14 protein-coding genes are annotated in these 15,307 nt (G+C 64.9%); 7 read left to right on the top strand and 7 right to left on the bottom strand.

Going from position 1 to position 15,307, the window contains the following annotated elements; genetic code table 11:
* Positions 1-40: 40 nt before the first annotated feature.
* The 3 genes from ACE10W_RS12805 to ACE10W_RS12795 all read right to left on the bottom strand — a co-directional run bounded on the left by ACE10W_RS12805 (position 41) and on the right by ACE10W_RS12795 (position 3,309).
* The gene (locus ACE10W_RS12805) at positions 41-1,060 is read right to left on the bottom strand and encodes a branched-chain amino acid ABC transporter permease (protein WP_304551910.1); all 1,020 of its coding nucleotides are present in this window, start codon (positions 1,058-1,060) and stop codon (positions 41-43) included.
* Complete coding sequence (locus tag ACE10W_RS12800; RefSeq protein WP_011085968.1) at positions 1,057-1,959, bottom strand: branched-chain amino acid ABC transporter permease; 903 nt, start codon at positions 1,957-1,959, stop codon at positions 1,057-1,059. The genes ACE10W_RS12805 and ACE10W_RS12800 overlap by 4 nt, the downstream gene beginning before the upstream one ends.
* 90 nt (positions 1,960-2,049) lie before the next feature.
* Positions 2,050-3,309, bottom strand: a complete 1,260-nt coding sequence (locus ACE10W_RS12795; protein WP_028172189.1) for an ABC transporter substrate-binding protein — start codon at positions 3,307-3,309, stop codon at positions 2,050-2,052.
* Between the two features lie 171 nt (positions 3,310-3,480).
* Here ACE10W_RS12795 and ACE10W_RS12790 point away from each other — a divergent pair, with 171 nt between their 5' ends.
* The 4 genes from ACE10W_RS12790 (at position 3,481) to ACE10W_RS12775 (ending at position 8,348) form a co-directional block, all read left to right on the top strand.
* Positions 3,481-4,974, top strand: coding sequence for an AMP-binding protein (locus ACE10W_RS12790; RefSeq protein ID WP_304551905.1), 1,494 nt, complete (start codon positions 3,481-3,483; stop codon positions 4,972-4,974).
* On the top strand, positions 4,971-5,612 hold the full coding sequence (locus ACE10W_RS12785; RefSeq protein WP_304551903.1) for a TetR/AcrR family transcriptional regulator: 642 nt from the start codon (positions 4,971-4,973) through the stop codon (positions 5,610-5,612). Before ACE10W_RS12790 ends, ACE10W_RS12785 begins: the two co-directional genes overlap by 4 nt.
* Complete coding sequence (locus ACE10W_RS12780) at positions 5,609-7,519, top strand: NAD(P)/FAD-dependent oxidoreductase (RefSeq protein ID WP_304551902.1); 1,911 nt, start codon at positions 5,609-5,611, stop codon at positions 7,517-7,519. The genes ACE10W_RS12785 and ACE10W_RS12780 overlap by 4 nt, the downstream gene beginning before the upstream one ends.
* A gap of 193 nt (positions 7,520-7,712) precedes the next feature.
* Entirely contained in the window at positions 7,713-8,348 is a 636-nt protein-coding gene (locus ACE10W_RS12775) for a 2-hydroxychromene-2-carboxylate isomerase (RefSeq protein ID WP_304551900.1), read from the top strand.
* An 8-nt stretch (positions 8,349-8,356) separates the two neighbouring features.
* On the opposite strand, the gene ald is transcribed toward ACE10W_RS12775, so the two are convergent.
* Positions 8,357-9,472: an alanine dehydrogenase gene (gene ald, locus ACE10W_RS12770; RefSeq protein WP_304551898.1), complete on the bottom strand. Its 1,116-nt coding sequence runs from the start codon at positions 9,470-9,472 to the stop codon at positions 8,357-8,359.
* A 141-nt stretch (positions 9,473-9,613) separates the two neighbouring features.
* On the opposite strand from ald, the gene ACE10W_RS12765 reads away from it, so the two are divergent.
* The 3 genes from ACE10W_RS12765 (at position 9,614) to ACE10W_RS12755 (ending at position 13,262) form a co-directional block, all read left to right on the top strand.
* Positions 9,614-10,093: an Lrp/AsnC family transcriptional regulator gene (locus ACE10W_RS12765; RefSeq protein ID WP_028172194.1), complete on the top strand. Its 480-nt coding sequence runs from the start codon at positions 9,614-9,616 to the stop codon at positions 10,091-10,093.
* A 226-nt stretch (positions 10,094-10,319) separates the two neighbouring features.
* Positions 10,320-12,677 (top strand): Orn/Lys/Arg decarboxylase N-terminal domain-containing protein, encoded by a 2,358-nt coding sequence (locus ACE10W_RS12760; RefSeq protein WP_304551895.1) that lies wholly within the window; start codon positions 10,320-10,322, stop codon positions 12,675-12,677.
* A 6-nt stretch (positions 12,678-12,683) separates the two neighbouring features.
* A complete protein-coding gene (locus ACE10W_RS12755; RefSeq protein ID WP_304551893.1) occupies positions 12,684-13,262 on the top strand; it encodes a GNAT family N-acetyltransferase in 579 nt (192 codons plus the stop codon).
* Positions 13,263-13,265: 3 nt separating this feature from the next.
* On the opposite strand, the gene ACE10W_RS12750 is transcribed toward ACE10W_RS12755, so the two are convergent.
* From ACE10W_RS12750 to ACE10W_RS12740, 3 genes are all read right to left on the bottom strand, one after another.
* On the bottom strand, positions 13,266-13,478 hold the full coding sequence (locus ACE10W_RS12750) for a hypothetical protein (protein WP_028172197.1): 213 nt from the start codon (positions 13,476-13,478) through the stop codon (positions 13,266-13,268).
* 195 nt (positions 13,479-13,673) lie between these two features.
* Entirely contained in the window at positions 13,674-14,123 is a 450-nt protein-coding gene (locus ACE10W_RS12745) for a flagellar basal body rod protein FlgC (protein ID WP_304551891.1), read from the bottom strand.
* Positions 14,124-14,242: 119 nt separating this feature from the next.
* Entirely contained in the window at positions 14,243-15,292 is a 1,050-nt protein-coding gene (locus ACE10W_RS12740; RefSeq protein WP_161535714.1) for a hydroxyacid dehydrogenase, read from the bottom strand.
* Between the last annotated feature and the right edge of the window lie 15 nt (positions 15,293-15,307).

The raw sequence follows: 15,307 nt of genomic DNA, 5'->3' as shown, positions 1-15,307 counted from the left end.
GCGCCCCGGAATGACTGCCCGATGGATACACCTGACATCGCTAGCGTCCCTCGCCGGCGTCGCGCCGGTGTGCGAACCATTCGGCGACGAAATCGAGCAGGCCTTTGCGCAGGCCCAGCGCGAAGAACAGGATGACCACGCCGAGCACGATGCCATGGTACTCGGTAAACCGCGTCACGGTGTCGTTGAGCAACAGCAGCAGCACGGTGCCGACCATCGGCCCGAGGAAGGTCGAGACGCCGCCGAGCATGTTGATGAAGATGGCTTCGCCCGAAATGGTCCAATAGGCGAATTCCGGATAGGCGCCGGAGACGAACAGCGCCATCACCATGCCGCCCATCGCCGCGAACAGCGCCGCCAGCACGAACACGGTGAGCTTTGCGCGCCAGACGTCGATGCCGAGGAAGCTCGCGCGCACGGCGTTGTCGCGGATCATGCGCAGCGTGTAGCCGAACGGCGATTGCGCGATCTGGCGCATCGCGAGCAGGCCAAGGACGAGGAGCGCGCAGCTCGTGACATAGAGATGGACGTGGTTCGACAGATCGATGCCGAAGAACGCGGGACGCGGGATGCCGCCGCGCAGGCCCTGGTCACCACCGGTGAAGGACGCCCAGGACAGGATGGTCGAGTGGATCAGCATCTGGAACGCCAGCGTGACGAAGGCAAAGTAGATCTCCTTCAGCCGCACGCAGATCGCGCCGATCACGGCGGCGATGAGCGCCGTGATCGCCAACGTCGCGACGAAGGCGACCGGAATGGGCAGGCCAAGCTTCTGCATGATCAGGCCGAAACTGTAGGCGCCAAGGCCGAAGAACATGCCGTGGCCGAACGAGGTCAGCCCGGTGTAGCCGACCAGGAGGTTGAGCGAGGTCGCGAACAGGCCGTAAGCCGAGCAGCGGATGACGAAGTCGAGCAGCGCCTTGCTGCCGGTGAAAAGCGGCAGGCTCGCCAGCACGGCGAAGGCGACCAGCGCAATCAGGACGTCGCGATAGCGTCGAAGCACGGCAACGCTGCGCGCCGGCGCCAGCGTCTGCGCGCGTCCGGCCTCCAGCTCGGTCATGCCGCCTCCTTGCCGAACAGGCCGGTGGGCTTGGAGACCAGCACGATCACCATGAACAGGTACATCAGGCCTTCCGTGAACAGGGGAAAGCCGAGCGAGCCGAACGAGCGGATCAGGCCGATCAGCAGCGCGCCGATCAGGGCGCCCAGGATCGAGCCCATACCGCCGATCACGGTGACGATGAAGGATTCGATCAGCACCGAGAATCCCATACCGGGGGTCAGCGACCGCACGGGAGCAGCGAGCGCACCGGCGAGCCCCGCCAGCATGCCGCCGAGCGCGAACACGCCGCCATAGATCAGGCCAGTGTTGATACCGAGCGCCGACACCATGCCGGGATTGTGCGCGGCGGCGCGGATCACCTTGCCAATGCGGCTGCGCGACAGCCCGATGCCGAGCACGATGGCTGCGACAAGCGCGACGCCGATCAGCAGCAGGTAATAAGGCGGCACCACGCCGCCGGCGATGAACAGCGGCATCACCTGGAACGCCGCAGGCATGCCCATCGACTTGAACTCGGGGCCCCAGATGATGCGCACGACATCATCGAAGATCAGCACGAAGGCGTAGCAGACGAGGAGCTGCATCAAGACGTCGGCGCCATAGACGCGGCTCATGAAGACGCGCTCGAAGATCAGGCCGAGGATGGCGGTGCCGCCCGCACCCGCCAGCATCGCCAGCGCAAAGCTGTCGGTGAGATGATAGGCCGTCATCGCAAAATAGGCGCCGAACATATAGAAGGCGCCGTGGCTGAAATTGACGACCTTGAGCACACCGAAGATCAGCGTCAGCCCGACCGCGACCAGAAACAGCAACATGCCGATGATGAGGCCGCTGGTGGTTTGCGTCACCAGGCAGGCGGAGCTGGAGAGGCAGCCGGCAAGCGCGTCGAGATCCACGGGAGCACTTTCATTGCAGCGCGCCGGACCTGGCGCGGAGAATCAAACGAAACAGGCGGAGACGGTTGGCCGCCTCCGCCTCGCGCGCGGTCAGGTGTAGCCCTTGCTCTTCTTCCACTCGGCCTCGAGCTCGAAGATCGTCTTCCAGTCGCCGGCCTTGACCTCGGGCACATAAGGCTCCTGCGGGATCGTGGTGCCCCAGCCGATGGCGTAGCCGACGAGGGTGTGATCATCGCCGCGCATGGTCACGGTGCCGTCGGCGCCGAACGGGCACTTGATGGTGAGGCCGGCCAGCACCTCGGCGATCTTCTTGCCGTCGGTGGAGTTCGCCTTCTTGGCGGCTTCGGCCAGGAACATCACCGCGGTCGCGTTCTGCCACGACCAGTTGGTCGGGTACTCGTTGTACTTGGACTTGTAGGCATCGCCCCAGGCGGCATTCTCCGGCGTGGTCGGGAAGGTCTTGATGTAGCGGTTGCCGGAGTGGATGCCCTTGGGCAGGTTCTTCACCACCGTGAGCGCGGTGTAGTCGGCCATGTTGACCGCGAACACCTCCATCTGGCTGAACATCGCGTAGATGTTGGCCTGGTCGATGTAGGAGGTGAGATCGCCGCCCCACAGGCAGGAGTACAGCGCCTGCGGCTTGGCCTGGAGGATCTTGGTCACCACTTCGGTGTAGTCGGGCTGGAACAGCTTTGGCCAGGACTCGCTGATGACCTCGACGTCCGGCGCGAAGCGCTTCAGGTATAGCGTGAACTCGCCGGTGGTGTCGCGGCCATAGGCATAGTCCGGCGAACAGGTCGCCCACTTCTTCAGGCCCTTGGCTTTGGAGATCGCCGCTGCATAACTGCCGCCGACGATGGAATCGTGGATGCCCTGGCGCACGCAGCGGAACGCGTTCGGGATGTGCTGCTTCGGATCGGCGGTGAGCGAGGATGCCTCCGAGCAGGTGTGGACGCAGAGCACGCCGAGATCGCGCGCCACCTCGTGCACCGCGAACGATCCGGACGAGGCCTCGCCGTCGATCAGCCATTCGCAGCCATCGGTGTTGACGAGCTCGCGCGCGACGCGCGCGGCTTCCTGCGGCTGGCCCTTGGAATCGCGGATCACCATCTCGATGGGACGCCCGGCAAGGCCGCCGGCGGCATTGACCTTGTCGACCTCGAGCATCACCGCGTTGCGCGAGGACGTGCCGAGCTGCGCCACGCGGCCCGACAGAATCGTCGGCATGCCGACCTTGATGGTCTTGGCCTGGGCGCGCGCCACCCAGGGCGCTGCAACACTCATCGCACCGGCGCCCATCAGCGCCAGCGTTGAACGGCGGCTGATGCCCGGCGTGCGGGTTCTCGTCATTTTTCCCTCCCTCTGTCGGGTCGGCGTTTCCAAATCCCTGTCGGAGATCGTCTCGTCTCCGTGTTCCCAAGGATTTCAGAGGTAGGGGGGTGACGTCAAGCCAAAGATGAATTACGAGTCAGAATTCATCAAGGGAGGACATGAGGCCGCAACCGGCCCAAAACCCGCACAATGATCAACCTGTCGAGCTTCATCGCCTTTCATGCCCGGCGCACGCCGGAGCGGCCCGCGCTGAAATACCGCGGCGAGGAGATCTCCTACGCCGTCTTCGACGCGCGCATCCGGAAAGCGGCCGGCTGGCTGGCCGCGCAGGGCATTGGCGCCGGCGATGTCGTGGCCGTGCTGATGAAGAACAGCGCGGCGTTCCTGGAGCTGGTGTTCGCCACCAGCCATCTCGGCGCGGTTTTTCTGCCGATCAACTTCCGCCTCTCCCGTGACGAGGTCGGCTACATCGCCGGCAATGCCGGCGCGCGCCTTCTGATGGTCGATGAGGAATTGGCCGCGAACGCGGCGGGCGCGAAGATCGTCGTGCTGGACGAAGCCGCCCAGCAGAGCGTTACGCGTCTCGCGGGCGGCGCTGCGGCTGCGCCAATGCACGTCCGGGCGCCGTCCGACCTGATGCGGCTCATGTACACCTCGGGCACGACCGACCGCCCCAAGGGCGTGATGCTGTCTTACGATAATTTCTACTGGAAGTCCGCCGACCAGACCATCGCGCTGGGTCTCAGCGCCGAGACGCGCCTCCTCGTCGTCGGTCCGCTCTATCACGCCGGGGCACTCGACCTGCCTGGCATTGCCGTGCTCTGGCATGGCGGCTTCATCCGCATCGAGCGCTATTTCGAGCCTGAGGCCGCGCTTGCAGCGATTGCGGAGGACAAGCTCAACGCCGCATGGTTCGCGCCGGTCATGACCACGGCGATGCTCACCTGCCCCACCCGCGATCGCTACAACGTCTCCAGCCTGACATGGGCGATCGGCGGCGGCGAGAAGACGCCGGAGCTGCGCATCCGCGCCTTCTCGGAATATTTCCGCAATGCGCGCTACATCGACGCCTATGGCCTCACCGAGACCGTGGGCGGCGACACCTTCATGGAGGCCGGCCGCGAGATCGAGAAGATCGGCTCGACCGGGCGCGCCATCGCCCATGTCGAGATCGAGATCCGCGACGAGGACGGCAGGACGCTGCCGCCGAACGTCAACGGCGAGATCTGCCTGCGCGGGCCGAAGATCACCCGCGGCTACTGGAAGGACCCGGAGAAGACGGCTGCGGCTTTCTTCGGCGACTGGTTCCGCAGCGGCGACGTCGGCTATCTCGACGACGAGGGCTTTCTGTATCTGACCGATCGCAAGAAGGACATGATCATCTCCGGCGGCGAGAACATCGCCTCCTCCGAGGTCGAACGCGTCATCTACGAGCTATCAGAGGTGCGCGAGGTCGCGGTGATCGGCCTGCGCGATGCGCGCTGGGGCGAGCGGCCGGTCGCCATCGTCGTGCTGGCGGAAGGTGCGAGCCTCGAGCTCCCTGCCCTTACCGAACATTGCCGCGCGCGGCTGGCGAGCTTCAAGGTGCCGAAGCAGCTCGTCGTCCGCGACAGCCTGCCGCGCAACCCGAGCGGAAAGATCCTCAAGCGCGTGCTGCGCGCCGAGCTGGAGACGTCTGAATGACGCAAGCGAATGCCAAGGTCACAAAGCTCAACCGCGTCGAGCGCAACGCCTGGACCAAGCAGAAGATCTTTGACGCCGCGACCAAGGTCGTCGGCAAGCATGGTTATGCCGAAGCCTCCGTCGCCCGCATCACCGAGCAGGCCGGCGTCGCGCAAGGCACCTTCTACAACCATTTCGAGAACCGCCAGGAGCTGCTCGACCAGCTGCTGCCCAAGATCGGCCTCGACATGGTCGAGTTCATCCGCGCCCGCACCGGCAATGCGCACGCGGCGCGGCAGGAGATCGAGCGCTTCTCCGCCTTCTTCGACTTCATCCGCGAGGTGCCGGAATTCCTGCGCATCCTCAACGAGGCCGAATTTTTTGCCCCGATCGGCTACCAAAAGCATCTCGACAACATCTCGGTCGCCTATGTCCGCATCCTGCGCCGCGCCCGCCTTGCGGGCGCGATCGAGGATTACAGCGACGAGGAATTCGAGGCGATCGTCCACATGCTGATGGGCGCGCGCGGTTATCTCAGCCGCCGCTACTCCTATTCGGAAGGCGGCGTCACCGCCGTGCCCGACCACGTCATCTCCGCCTATCGCAAGCTGATGACGCGCGGCCTGTTCAGTTCACCGGGAGATCAGGAAACGCCATGAACATCGCATCTCCCCACCACCCGCTCGACATCGCCTCGGCGATCGCGGAAAGCGACATCCGCTGCCTCCTGATGGTGCTGGTGCACATGACCGGCGAGGCGCGCTGGCTCGAGCCGCCGTACTTGCCCAAGCGCGACATCCGCCTCATTCCCGATCCCGAAGCCGGCGTGCCGAAGGAGGTCCAGGACGAAATCCGCGCCGCGGTGGTCAACCTCTTCGCCAATGGCTCGCCGCAGCCGGTCATCACCGACCCCGGCGAAGAGCTGCTCTTGAAGATGATGCGCGCCTGCCTCGGCGAGAACGTCGCGCCGGAATATGCGCCCCTGATGCGCGAGCAGATGGGCTTTGTGCCGCGCGAGACACGATGGACGACGCGTCCTTCCGACGACAAGCTCGCGGAGCAGCACGTTCTGATCGTCGGCGCCGGCGTCTGCGCCATCGCGCTCGGCGTGGCGCTCGGTCATCTCGACATCCCCTACACCATCGTCGAGAAGAACGACGAGCTCGGCGGCACCTGGTGGATCAACCGCTATCCCGGCTGCGGCGTCGATACACCGAACCATTCCTATTCGTATTCGTTCGGCTCGCGCAACGCATGGACGCGGTACTTCTGCCAGCGCGAGGAGCTGCTCGGCTATCTCCTGAAGGTCGCCGATGAATACGGCATCCGCAAGCATCTGCGCGTCAACACCGAGCTGACCTCGTCGCGCTGGGACGAAGGCAAGAGTCGCTGGATTTCCACGCTCAGGACCAAGGACGGAGAAGAGACCTTCGAATCCACCGCGCTGGTCAGCGCGATCGGCCAGCTCAACGATCCCTCCCGCGCGCGCTTCAAAGGCGAAGAAAGCTTCAAGGGCACGATCCTGCATTCGGCGTTATGGTCCGGCGATATCGATCTGGACGGCAAGCACGTCGCCGTGATCGGCACCGGCGCGACCGCGATGCAGCTGGTGCCGGCAATTGCCGGCCGTGTTGCCTCGGTCACCGTCTATCAGCGCAGCGCGCAATGGGCGCGGCCGGTGAAGGGCTATTCCGACCCGATCAGCGAGGGTGCGCGCTGGCTGCTGGCGCATCTGCCGTTCTATGTGCAGTGGTATCGCTTCAACATGTTCTGGCGCTATGGCGACGGCCTGCTGCCGTTCCTGCGCAAGGACCCGGCCTGGCCGCATCCGGAGCGCGCCGTCAACAAGGGCAACGACCGCCACCGGCAGGAGCTGACCGACTTCATCCTCACCGAGCTGAAGGACCGCCCCGACCTGATCGAAAAATGCGTGCCGACCTATCCGCCTTACGGCAAGCGCATCCTGCTCGACAACAACTGGTTCAAGACGTTGACGCGACCGAACGTGGAGCTCGTCACCGACGCGATCGACCGTTTCGACCAGGGCGGCATCGTCACCGCGGACGGCAAGCACCGCCCCGCGGATATCATCGTGGTCGCGACCGGCTTCAAGGTCACGGAGATGGCGGCGCGCCTGAACATCAGCGGCCGCAACGGCAAGAATTTGCGCGAGGCCTGGGGCAACGACAATCCGACCGCGTTCCTCGGCCTTACCGTGCCTGATTTCCCCAACTTCTTCTGCATGCTCGGCCCGAACTCAGGTCCCGCGCATGGCGGCAGCGTCATCTTCCAGTCGGAGTGCCAGAGCCGCTACATCTCGGCGTGCCTCGCCGACATGATCGCGCGCGATGTCGCAGCGATCGACGTCCGTCCGGACGTGCTCGACGATTACGTCCGCAAGGTCGACGCCGAGCACGAGGGCATGATCTGGACCCATCCGGGCATGACGACTTACTATCGCAACTCAAGCGGCCGCGTGTTTTCCGCCATGCCTTGGCGCTTCGTGGATTACTGGCGCATGACGCATGATCCGGATCTTGGGCAGTACAGGCTGACAAAGGGGTAATTGTTGCCGCCACGGACCAGCTGTAGCGTTGGCGCTGCACTCTCGCCACGTCGTCATTGCGAGCGCAGCGAAGCAATCCAGAATCTTTCCGCGGGGACAGTCTGGATTGCTTCGCTGCGCTCGCAATGACGGAATATGCGGCATGAGCCTCCCGTATCGCAGGCAACGCCGCGCGTTCGAAAGGAAGTCGCCAATGCCCAAGCCGATTGTCCGCGTCTACACCGACTACAAGAGCCCCTACGCGTTCGTGGCCAACAAGCGCCTGTTCGAGCTTGAGGAGACGCATGGCGTCGAGCTGGAATGGCTGCCTTACACACTGCGCATCGCCGAGTTCATGGGGACGGTCGAGGAGCGCACGCCGCATTTCTGGCGCAAGGTGCGCTACGCCTATATGGACGCGCGACGTTATGCCAATGCGCAAGGGCTCGTCATGAAGGGGCCGCGGCGGATCTACGACGCCTTCTATTCCAGCGTCGGGATGCTGTTCGCCCAACGGCACGGCTTCTTCCGTCCGTACCACGACACGGTGTTCCGCAAATTCTGGAGCCATGAGCTGGAGATCGACGATCTCGCCGCGATCAGCGATGTCATCACATCGCGCGGCGGCTCGGCGAGCGAATTCGAACTCTACGTCCAGGGCTCTGCCCGCGCCGAGCACGACCGCATCATCGATGAGGCCGAAGCGCTCGGCGTATTTGGCGTGCCCACCATGGTGTTCAACGGCGAGCTGTTCTGGGGCGGCGACCGCATCGACATGCTGATCGAACGCATCGAGAAGCCCGAGACGATCGAAGCCGCGCTCGGCAGCCGCCACCGCAAGCCGGACTAAAATAAACTCTACGCCGCGAGCCCGCTCTCCACCGGAGCGAATTCCAGCCCGAGGCTTTCGGCCACCGCCTTGTTGGTGATGCGGCCACGGTGGACATTCAGGCCGTTGCGCAAATGCGGGTTCTCCAGCACCGCCGCAAAACCCTTGTTCGCGAGCATCAGGCCGAACGGCAGCGTCGCATTGTTCAGGGCCTGGCTCGACGTGACAGGCACCGCACCCGGCATGTTGGCGACGCAGTAGTGCACGACGCCGTCGACCTCGTAGGTCGGGTCCGTGTGCGTGGTCGCATGCGACGTCTCGAAGCAACCGCCCTGGTCGATGGCGACGTCGACCAGCACGGCGCCCGGCCGCATCGATTTGAGCATCGCGCGCGTGACGAGTTTGGGCGCGCTCGCGCCCGGCACCAGCACCGCACCGATCACGACGTCGGCGGCAAAGACCTCCTCCTCGACCGCCTCGATGGTTGAAAACCGGGTGCGCACCCGTCCGAGAAAGACATCATCCAGCTCGCGCAGCCGGGGAATCGAGCGATCGATCACCGTGACCTCCGCGCCAAGGCCCGCGGCCATGCGCGCGGCCTGTGTTCCCACCACGCCGCCGCCGAGCACGACGACCCGCGCCGGCTGCACGCCGGGCACGCCGCCCAGCAAGAGCCCGCGACCGCCGGCCGACCGCTTGAGCGCGGCGCCAGCGGCCTCGATGGCGAGGCGGCCGGCGACTTCGCTCATCGGCGCAAGCAGGGGGAGGTGACCGGCCGCGTCGGTGACGGTTTCATAGGCGATCGCCGTACAGCCGGAGGCGAGCAAGCCCTTGGCCTGTTCGGGGTCCGGTGCAAGATGGAGGTAAGTAAACAGGATCTGGCTTTCGCGAAGCTGGGTCCATTCGCTCTTCTGCGGCTCCTTCACCTTCACGATCATGTCGGAACTGGCGAAGACGTCGCGGGCGCTCCCGGCGATCTCCGCCCCTGCCCGCCGATAGACCTCGTCCGAAGCACCGATGCCGCTGCCAGCGCCTGTCTCGACCGTCACCTGATGCCCGGCCGCGACATATTCACGGACCGCGCCCGGGGTGAGCCCGACGCGATATTCCTGCACCTTGATCTCCTTGGGCACACCGACACGCATCCTGGGCTCCTTCCAACGTCTTGATTCACCTCGCCATGGTAGCGACGGGTCCAGTTTGGTTTCGTGCAAATATCAGCTAGTTTCGCGATCTCCGCGCCGGTTTCCGGCGCCGAAGTGCCCTTTCACGCTGGAAACGAAACATTGGCCCTCGACCGGAAAGACCTCGCCATCCTCGCGGAACTCACGACCAACGCGCGGGCCAGCCACACCGAGCTTGCCAACAAGGTCGGACTATCCAGCACGGCGCTGGCGCGGCGGCAAAAGGCGCTGGAGGACGACGGCTACATCCAGGCCTATCAGGCCGCGCTCGACCTGGCGCAGTTCGGCCTCACCACGACGGTGCTGGTGCGCATTGCGCTGGAGAGCCAGAGCGACGAGGCGCTGAAAGCGTTCGAGGCGGAGGTGGTGAAATGCCCCTCCGTCGTGCGTTGCTTCCTGATGTCGGGCACCGACGACTACATCCTGATCGTGCTCGCGCGCGACATCCAGGATTTCGAGCGCATCCACCGCACCGAGCTGTCACGCCTGCCGCGCGTCGCGCGGGTGCAATCGAGCTTTGCGCTGCGTGAAGTCGTCAACCGCGCGGTGCCGACGGTGGTGTTCAGCGAGGCCAAGCGGTAGCGGACTTCTCCCTCTCCCCGTTCTTACGGGAGAGGGCTTGGGGTGAGGGGCTGCACCCACAAAGGCGGCGATAGTCGGACTCGCGGAAGCTCCCCCTCGCCCGGATTGCTGCGCAATCCGCCTCTCCCCGCAAGCGGGGAGAGGCGAAACGCCAGCCGCAGCTCATGTCATCCAACTGTCATCGAATGTGCCGAGAGCTGTGTCTCCAGTACATTCGGGACAGACAATGGACTATTTCAAGCGCTTCAACTTCCTGTTCGCCGCACCCGTGTTCGACGCCGACGACCTCGAAGGCGTCCGCTTCAACCAGATCATCGAGGAGATCCAGCGCTCCGGCTTCGAGGTCGTCCGGGCCCGCAAGCTGGAGGACGCGGAGATCGCGGTGCAGACCGACGCCGCGATCGGCTGCATGGTGGTGGATTGGGGCAAGAAGGGCCTGGAGGGCAAGACCTCGGCGCTGATCAATTTGATGCGGCGCCGCGGCCTCGACTTCCCGATCATCCTCCTGATCCGGCGCAAGCGGTTCGAGGATTTGCCGGTCGAGGTGCTCGACTTCATCGACGGCTATGTCTTCCTTTCCGAGGAGACGCCGACCTTCATCGCCAAGAACCTGATCAGCCGGCTCAAGCAATATGCCGAGACACTGAAGACGCCGTTCTTCGGCGCGCTGGTCGACTATGCCGAGGAAGGCAACCAGCTCTGGACCTGTCCGGGCCACAATGGCGGCGTGTTCTACAATCGCAGCCCGATCGGCCGGGTGTTCGTCGAGCATCTCGGCGAATCCGTGTTCCGCGACGACCTCGACAATTCCGTGCTCGACCTCGGCGACCTCCTTACCCATGAGGGCCCGGCGCTGAAGGCGCAGAAGGAAGCAGCAGCGATCTTCGGCGCGGAGAAGACCTATTTCGTGCTCAACGGCACCTCGACCTCGAACAAGGTCGCGCTCGGCGCGCTCGTCACCGACGGCGACCTCGTGCTGTTCGACCGCAACAACCACAAGGCCGCCCATCACGGCGCGCTGATGATCAATGGCGGCATCCCGGTCTACGTCCCGACCATCCGCAACGCCTGGGGCCTGATCGGCCCGATGCGCTGGGACATGCTCGATGAGAAGGCCCTGCGCGAGGCGATCCGCAGCCATCCGCTGGTCAGGGATCGCGACGCCTGGCGCAAGGAACGGCCGTTCCGCGTCGCCGTGGTCGAGCAGTGCACCTATGACGGCTCGATCCACAGCGCCGAGATGATCCTGAAGCGCATCGGCCATCTCTGCGAATACATCCTGTTCGACGAGGCCTGGGCCGGCTTCATGAAATTCCACCCCCTCTATGCCGGCCGCTTCGCCATGGGCCTCGCGAACCTTCCCCCGGAAGCGCCCGGCATCATCGCGACGCAGTCGACCCACAAGCAGCTCGCGAGCTTCTCGCAGGCCTCGCAAATCCACATCAAGGACCGTCACATCCGCGGCCAGAAGCGGCGCGTCGAGCATCGCCGCTTCAACGAAAGCTTCATGCAGCACGCTTCCACGTCACCGTTCTATCCGCTGTTCGCATCCCTCGACGTCGGCGCGCAGATGATGAAGGGGCTCTCCGGCGAAGTGCTGTGGGACGACACGATCCGGCTCGGCATCGAGCTGCGCAAGAAGATCCGCGCGATGCGGCGTGAGTTCGAGGAGAAGGAGCAGAACCCCGATCGGCGCTGGTTCTTCGAGCCCTTCGTCCCGGATCGCGTCGCCATTCCCGACGTCAGCCGTCCCGGCGCCGCCCACAATGTCGCCTGGGAGACGCTGTCCACCGACGAACTCGCCACCAATCCCGCGCTGTGGCAACTCTCTCCGGATACCAACTGGCACGCCTTTCCCGATCTCGCGGAAGGCTTTGCCATGACCGATCCGAACAAGCTGACGCTGCTCACGCCCGGCTTCGATCGCACCACCGGCGCCTATGCCGAGCACGGCATCCCCGCCCCCGTCGTCGCGCAATATCTGCGCGAGAACCGCATCGTACCCGAGAAGAACGACCTCAACTCCCTGCTCTTCCTGCTCACTCCCGGCGTCGAGGCGAGCAAGGCCGGCACGCTGATCTCCGGCCTCGTCGCCTTCAAGAGGCTGCACGACGACAATGCGTTGCTGGCGGACGCAATCCCGGAATTCTACCAGCGGCGGCAGGCGCGCTATGCCGGCGTGCGGCTGCGCGATCTCTGCGGCGACATGCACCGTTTCTTCCGCGCCGCCGATGTCAGCGCGCTCCAGGCGCGGCAGTTCATGCCCGAGCACATGCCCGAGATCGCGATGTCGCCCCGCGATGCCGCCCGCTATTTGTTCCGCAACGACGTCGACTATCTGCCGATCGAGGCGATCGCGGGCCGCATCGCCACCACGCCCTTCGTGGTCTACCCGCCCGGCATCGCCACCATCGTGCCCGGCGAGCGGCTGACGGAACGCGCCAAGCCCATGGTCGACTATCTCAAGATGTTCGAGACCTGCTTCAACACGTTCCCGGGCTTCGACGTCGAAATCCAGGGCGTCTACAAGGAGATCGATGCCCAGGGCCGTATCGGGCTCTATACTTACGTCGTTGCCGAGTAGGTGCCGATGAACGAAACAGCCGCAATCCGCGCGGATGACGAGCCGGTCCAGGTCCGCCCCTCGCGCGAGAGCGATGTCGAGGCGATGCTGGCGATCTACCGCCATCATGTCCGCAACGGCGTGCCGCGCGATGTCGAGGGAACCGGCGCACCGGAGCCGGACGATCTGCGCGACCGGCGCAAGAACCTGAAGCAGACCCGCCTGCCGCATCTGGTTGCGACCTATCGCGGCGAGGTGGTCGGCTACGCCTATGCGGTGCTGTTCCGCAAGCGCCCGGCCTATCGCTACACCGCCAAGCACTCGATCTACGTCCACCACGCGCATCTCGGCCGCTGCGTCGGACGGCTATTGCTCCAGGAGCTGGTCGATGTTTGTGCGGCGGCCGGCTTCCGCCAGATGATCGGCTATATCGACGCCGACAACGCGCCCTCGCTGGCGCTGCACGAAAAGTTCGGTTTCGCGCGCGCCGGCCTACTCTGCGGCGTCGCCTACCGGCACGGCCGCTGGTCCGACACCGTCATGGTGCAACGCTCGCTCGGCGCGGGCGCAACCGCGCCGCCGCCGGCAACGGCACCCGGCCGGTAAGCCTTACGAGGGGAAGTCGGCCGGTCTGACGTGGATCCGATCGGCATGCAGCGACCAGTCACACAACGCCTGGTCCTTGCAAAACCGCGCCTTCGCCCGTTCCCTGGCCTCGTCCTCGTCGGCGGCGTCGATCTCGAGCGTGCCCTGGCAGACCTCGATCTGCCGGCCGTACTCCCCGAGCACGTCCTTCATGAACCTGACGACATAAGTGGACATGGGACCTCCTGCTGCCTCGGCAGCACTCTAATCCCATTTACCCGGTTTCGGGGAGGCAGATTTTGACCGGGATCAAGGCCGGCAACGGTTCCCGCCACCGGTCCAGGCGCCGGTTCGATCCGTCAGCCGCCCCGCCTTGCCCAAAGCCTCGCGGAAGGCGCGCGCGACACCGGGCGCACGGGCCGACGTCAACCATTACGTCTTGATATCGAGCAGCGACTCTGTCGTCTCGGCGTAGGCTTGAATGACCTTCGCATTGGCAATGAAGCTGTACTTCGCGGTCGCCAGTTCAACGAATTCGTTGGCGAGATCGACATTCGGCGCTGCGACCAGGCCGTCCTCGTTTGCGAAGGGAGCGCTCGGATCCGACTGTGCGATATAGCTCGGCGAAACCGCCGACACGGTCGCGACCGTACCGCCGGGCGTCGAGCCGCTCGATTGGGAGACCTGATCGACGCGCAGCGGCACATAAGCCGCGGGAAAGGTCGGAGCAATGCCCGAACTGCCCGCACCGGCCGATGTGCTCGATCCAACTGATGCTGGCAGCGGGCCGGTCGTGCTGATATTGGCGATGTTGCTCGCGGCCACGTTCACGCGCAGGCTCGCCGCAGAAAGTCCGGACGTCGCAATCGAAAATATGCTCATGGCCTTTCATCTACAGGACAAGTCATACGCGTTCCCTCACGCAATCGATAAGATGCGCCACTTTGTATTTTCATCGCGGTAACCAATGACTGGAGCGCAATCAAACGTCGTGCGCGTCCCTACCCGGGCATCACGCCGAACGCCTGCTTGAAGCGCTCGGCGTAGCGCGGCCAGACCTCGGGATTGATGATGCGCGGCGGGCGCTTGCCGTCGAGCGTGTCCAGCACCTGCTCGGCGGCGATGCGGCCCATGTTCTGGCGCGCCTCGGTCGTCACGCCCGCGGTATGCGGGCTCGCCAGCACGTTGTCGAACTGGAGCAGCGGATGCTCGGGCGGCGGCGGCTCCTTGGACCAGACGTCGAGACCGGCCCCCGCAATGCGCTTGTCGCGCAGCGCCTGGAGCAGCGCGTCCTCGTCGTGGATGAAGCCGCGCGCGGTGGTGATGAAATAGGCATGCGGCTGCATCAGCGCGAATTCACGCACGCTGATCATGTTGCGGCTGCCCTTGTTGAGCGGGCAGGAGATCGAGACGAAGTCGGCGCGGCGCAGCAGCTCGTCGAGCTCGACCTTCTCGCCGCCGCGCTCGGCCATCACTTCGGCGGTTAGATACGGGTCATAGGCCAGCACCTTCATGCCGAGCAATCCCTTGCACAGCGCGGCGATGCGGCGGCCGACATTGCCGAGGCCGATGATGCCGACGGTCTTGTGCTCGACCTCGTTGCCGACGAGGTCGTTGCGATTGACGTCGCGCTCGCGGCGCAGGCGACGGTCGGACTGGATGATGCGCTTGGACAGCGTCAGCATCATCGCCAGCGCATGCTCGGCGACCGAATGGGCGTTGCCGCCGGACTGGTTGACGACCAGCACGCCCGCATCGGTACAGGCTTCGACGTCAACGGGATCGAAGCCCGCGCCGTTGCTGGAGACGAGCAGCAAATTCGGCGTCCGTTTCAGGAAGGCGGCATCGACATGGAAGTGCGGGGCGAGCTCGTCGCGGGCCGCGCCGATCTGGTAGACATGGGCGGCCGAGAGGATCGGCGCATAGAAGTCTTCGGGGCTCTCGTTCTCGATGCGGTCGAGCCGGACGTCGGGCCGCGCCTTGAGGATGTCGATATAGATCGGATTGGCCAGATATTTGACGTAGAAGACGCGCTTGTTGTTGACGGACATCAGGACCCTTCCGGC

It is taken from the genome of Bradyrhizobium sp. B025 (genome assembly GCF_042257955.1).
Lineage (GTDB): Bacteria > Pseudomonadota > Alphaproteobacteria > Rhizobiales > Xanthobacteraceae > Bradyrhizobium > Bradyrhizobium diazoefficiens.
This window is presented reverse-complemented; position numbering and strand designations above follow the sequence as displayed.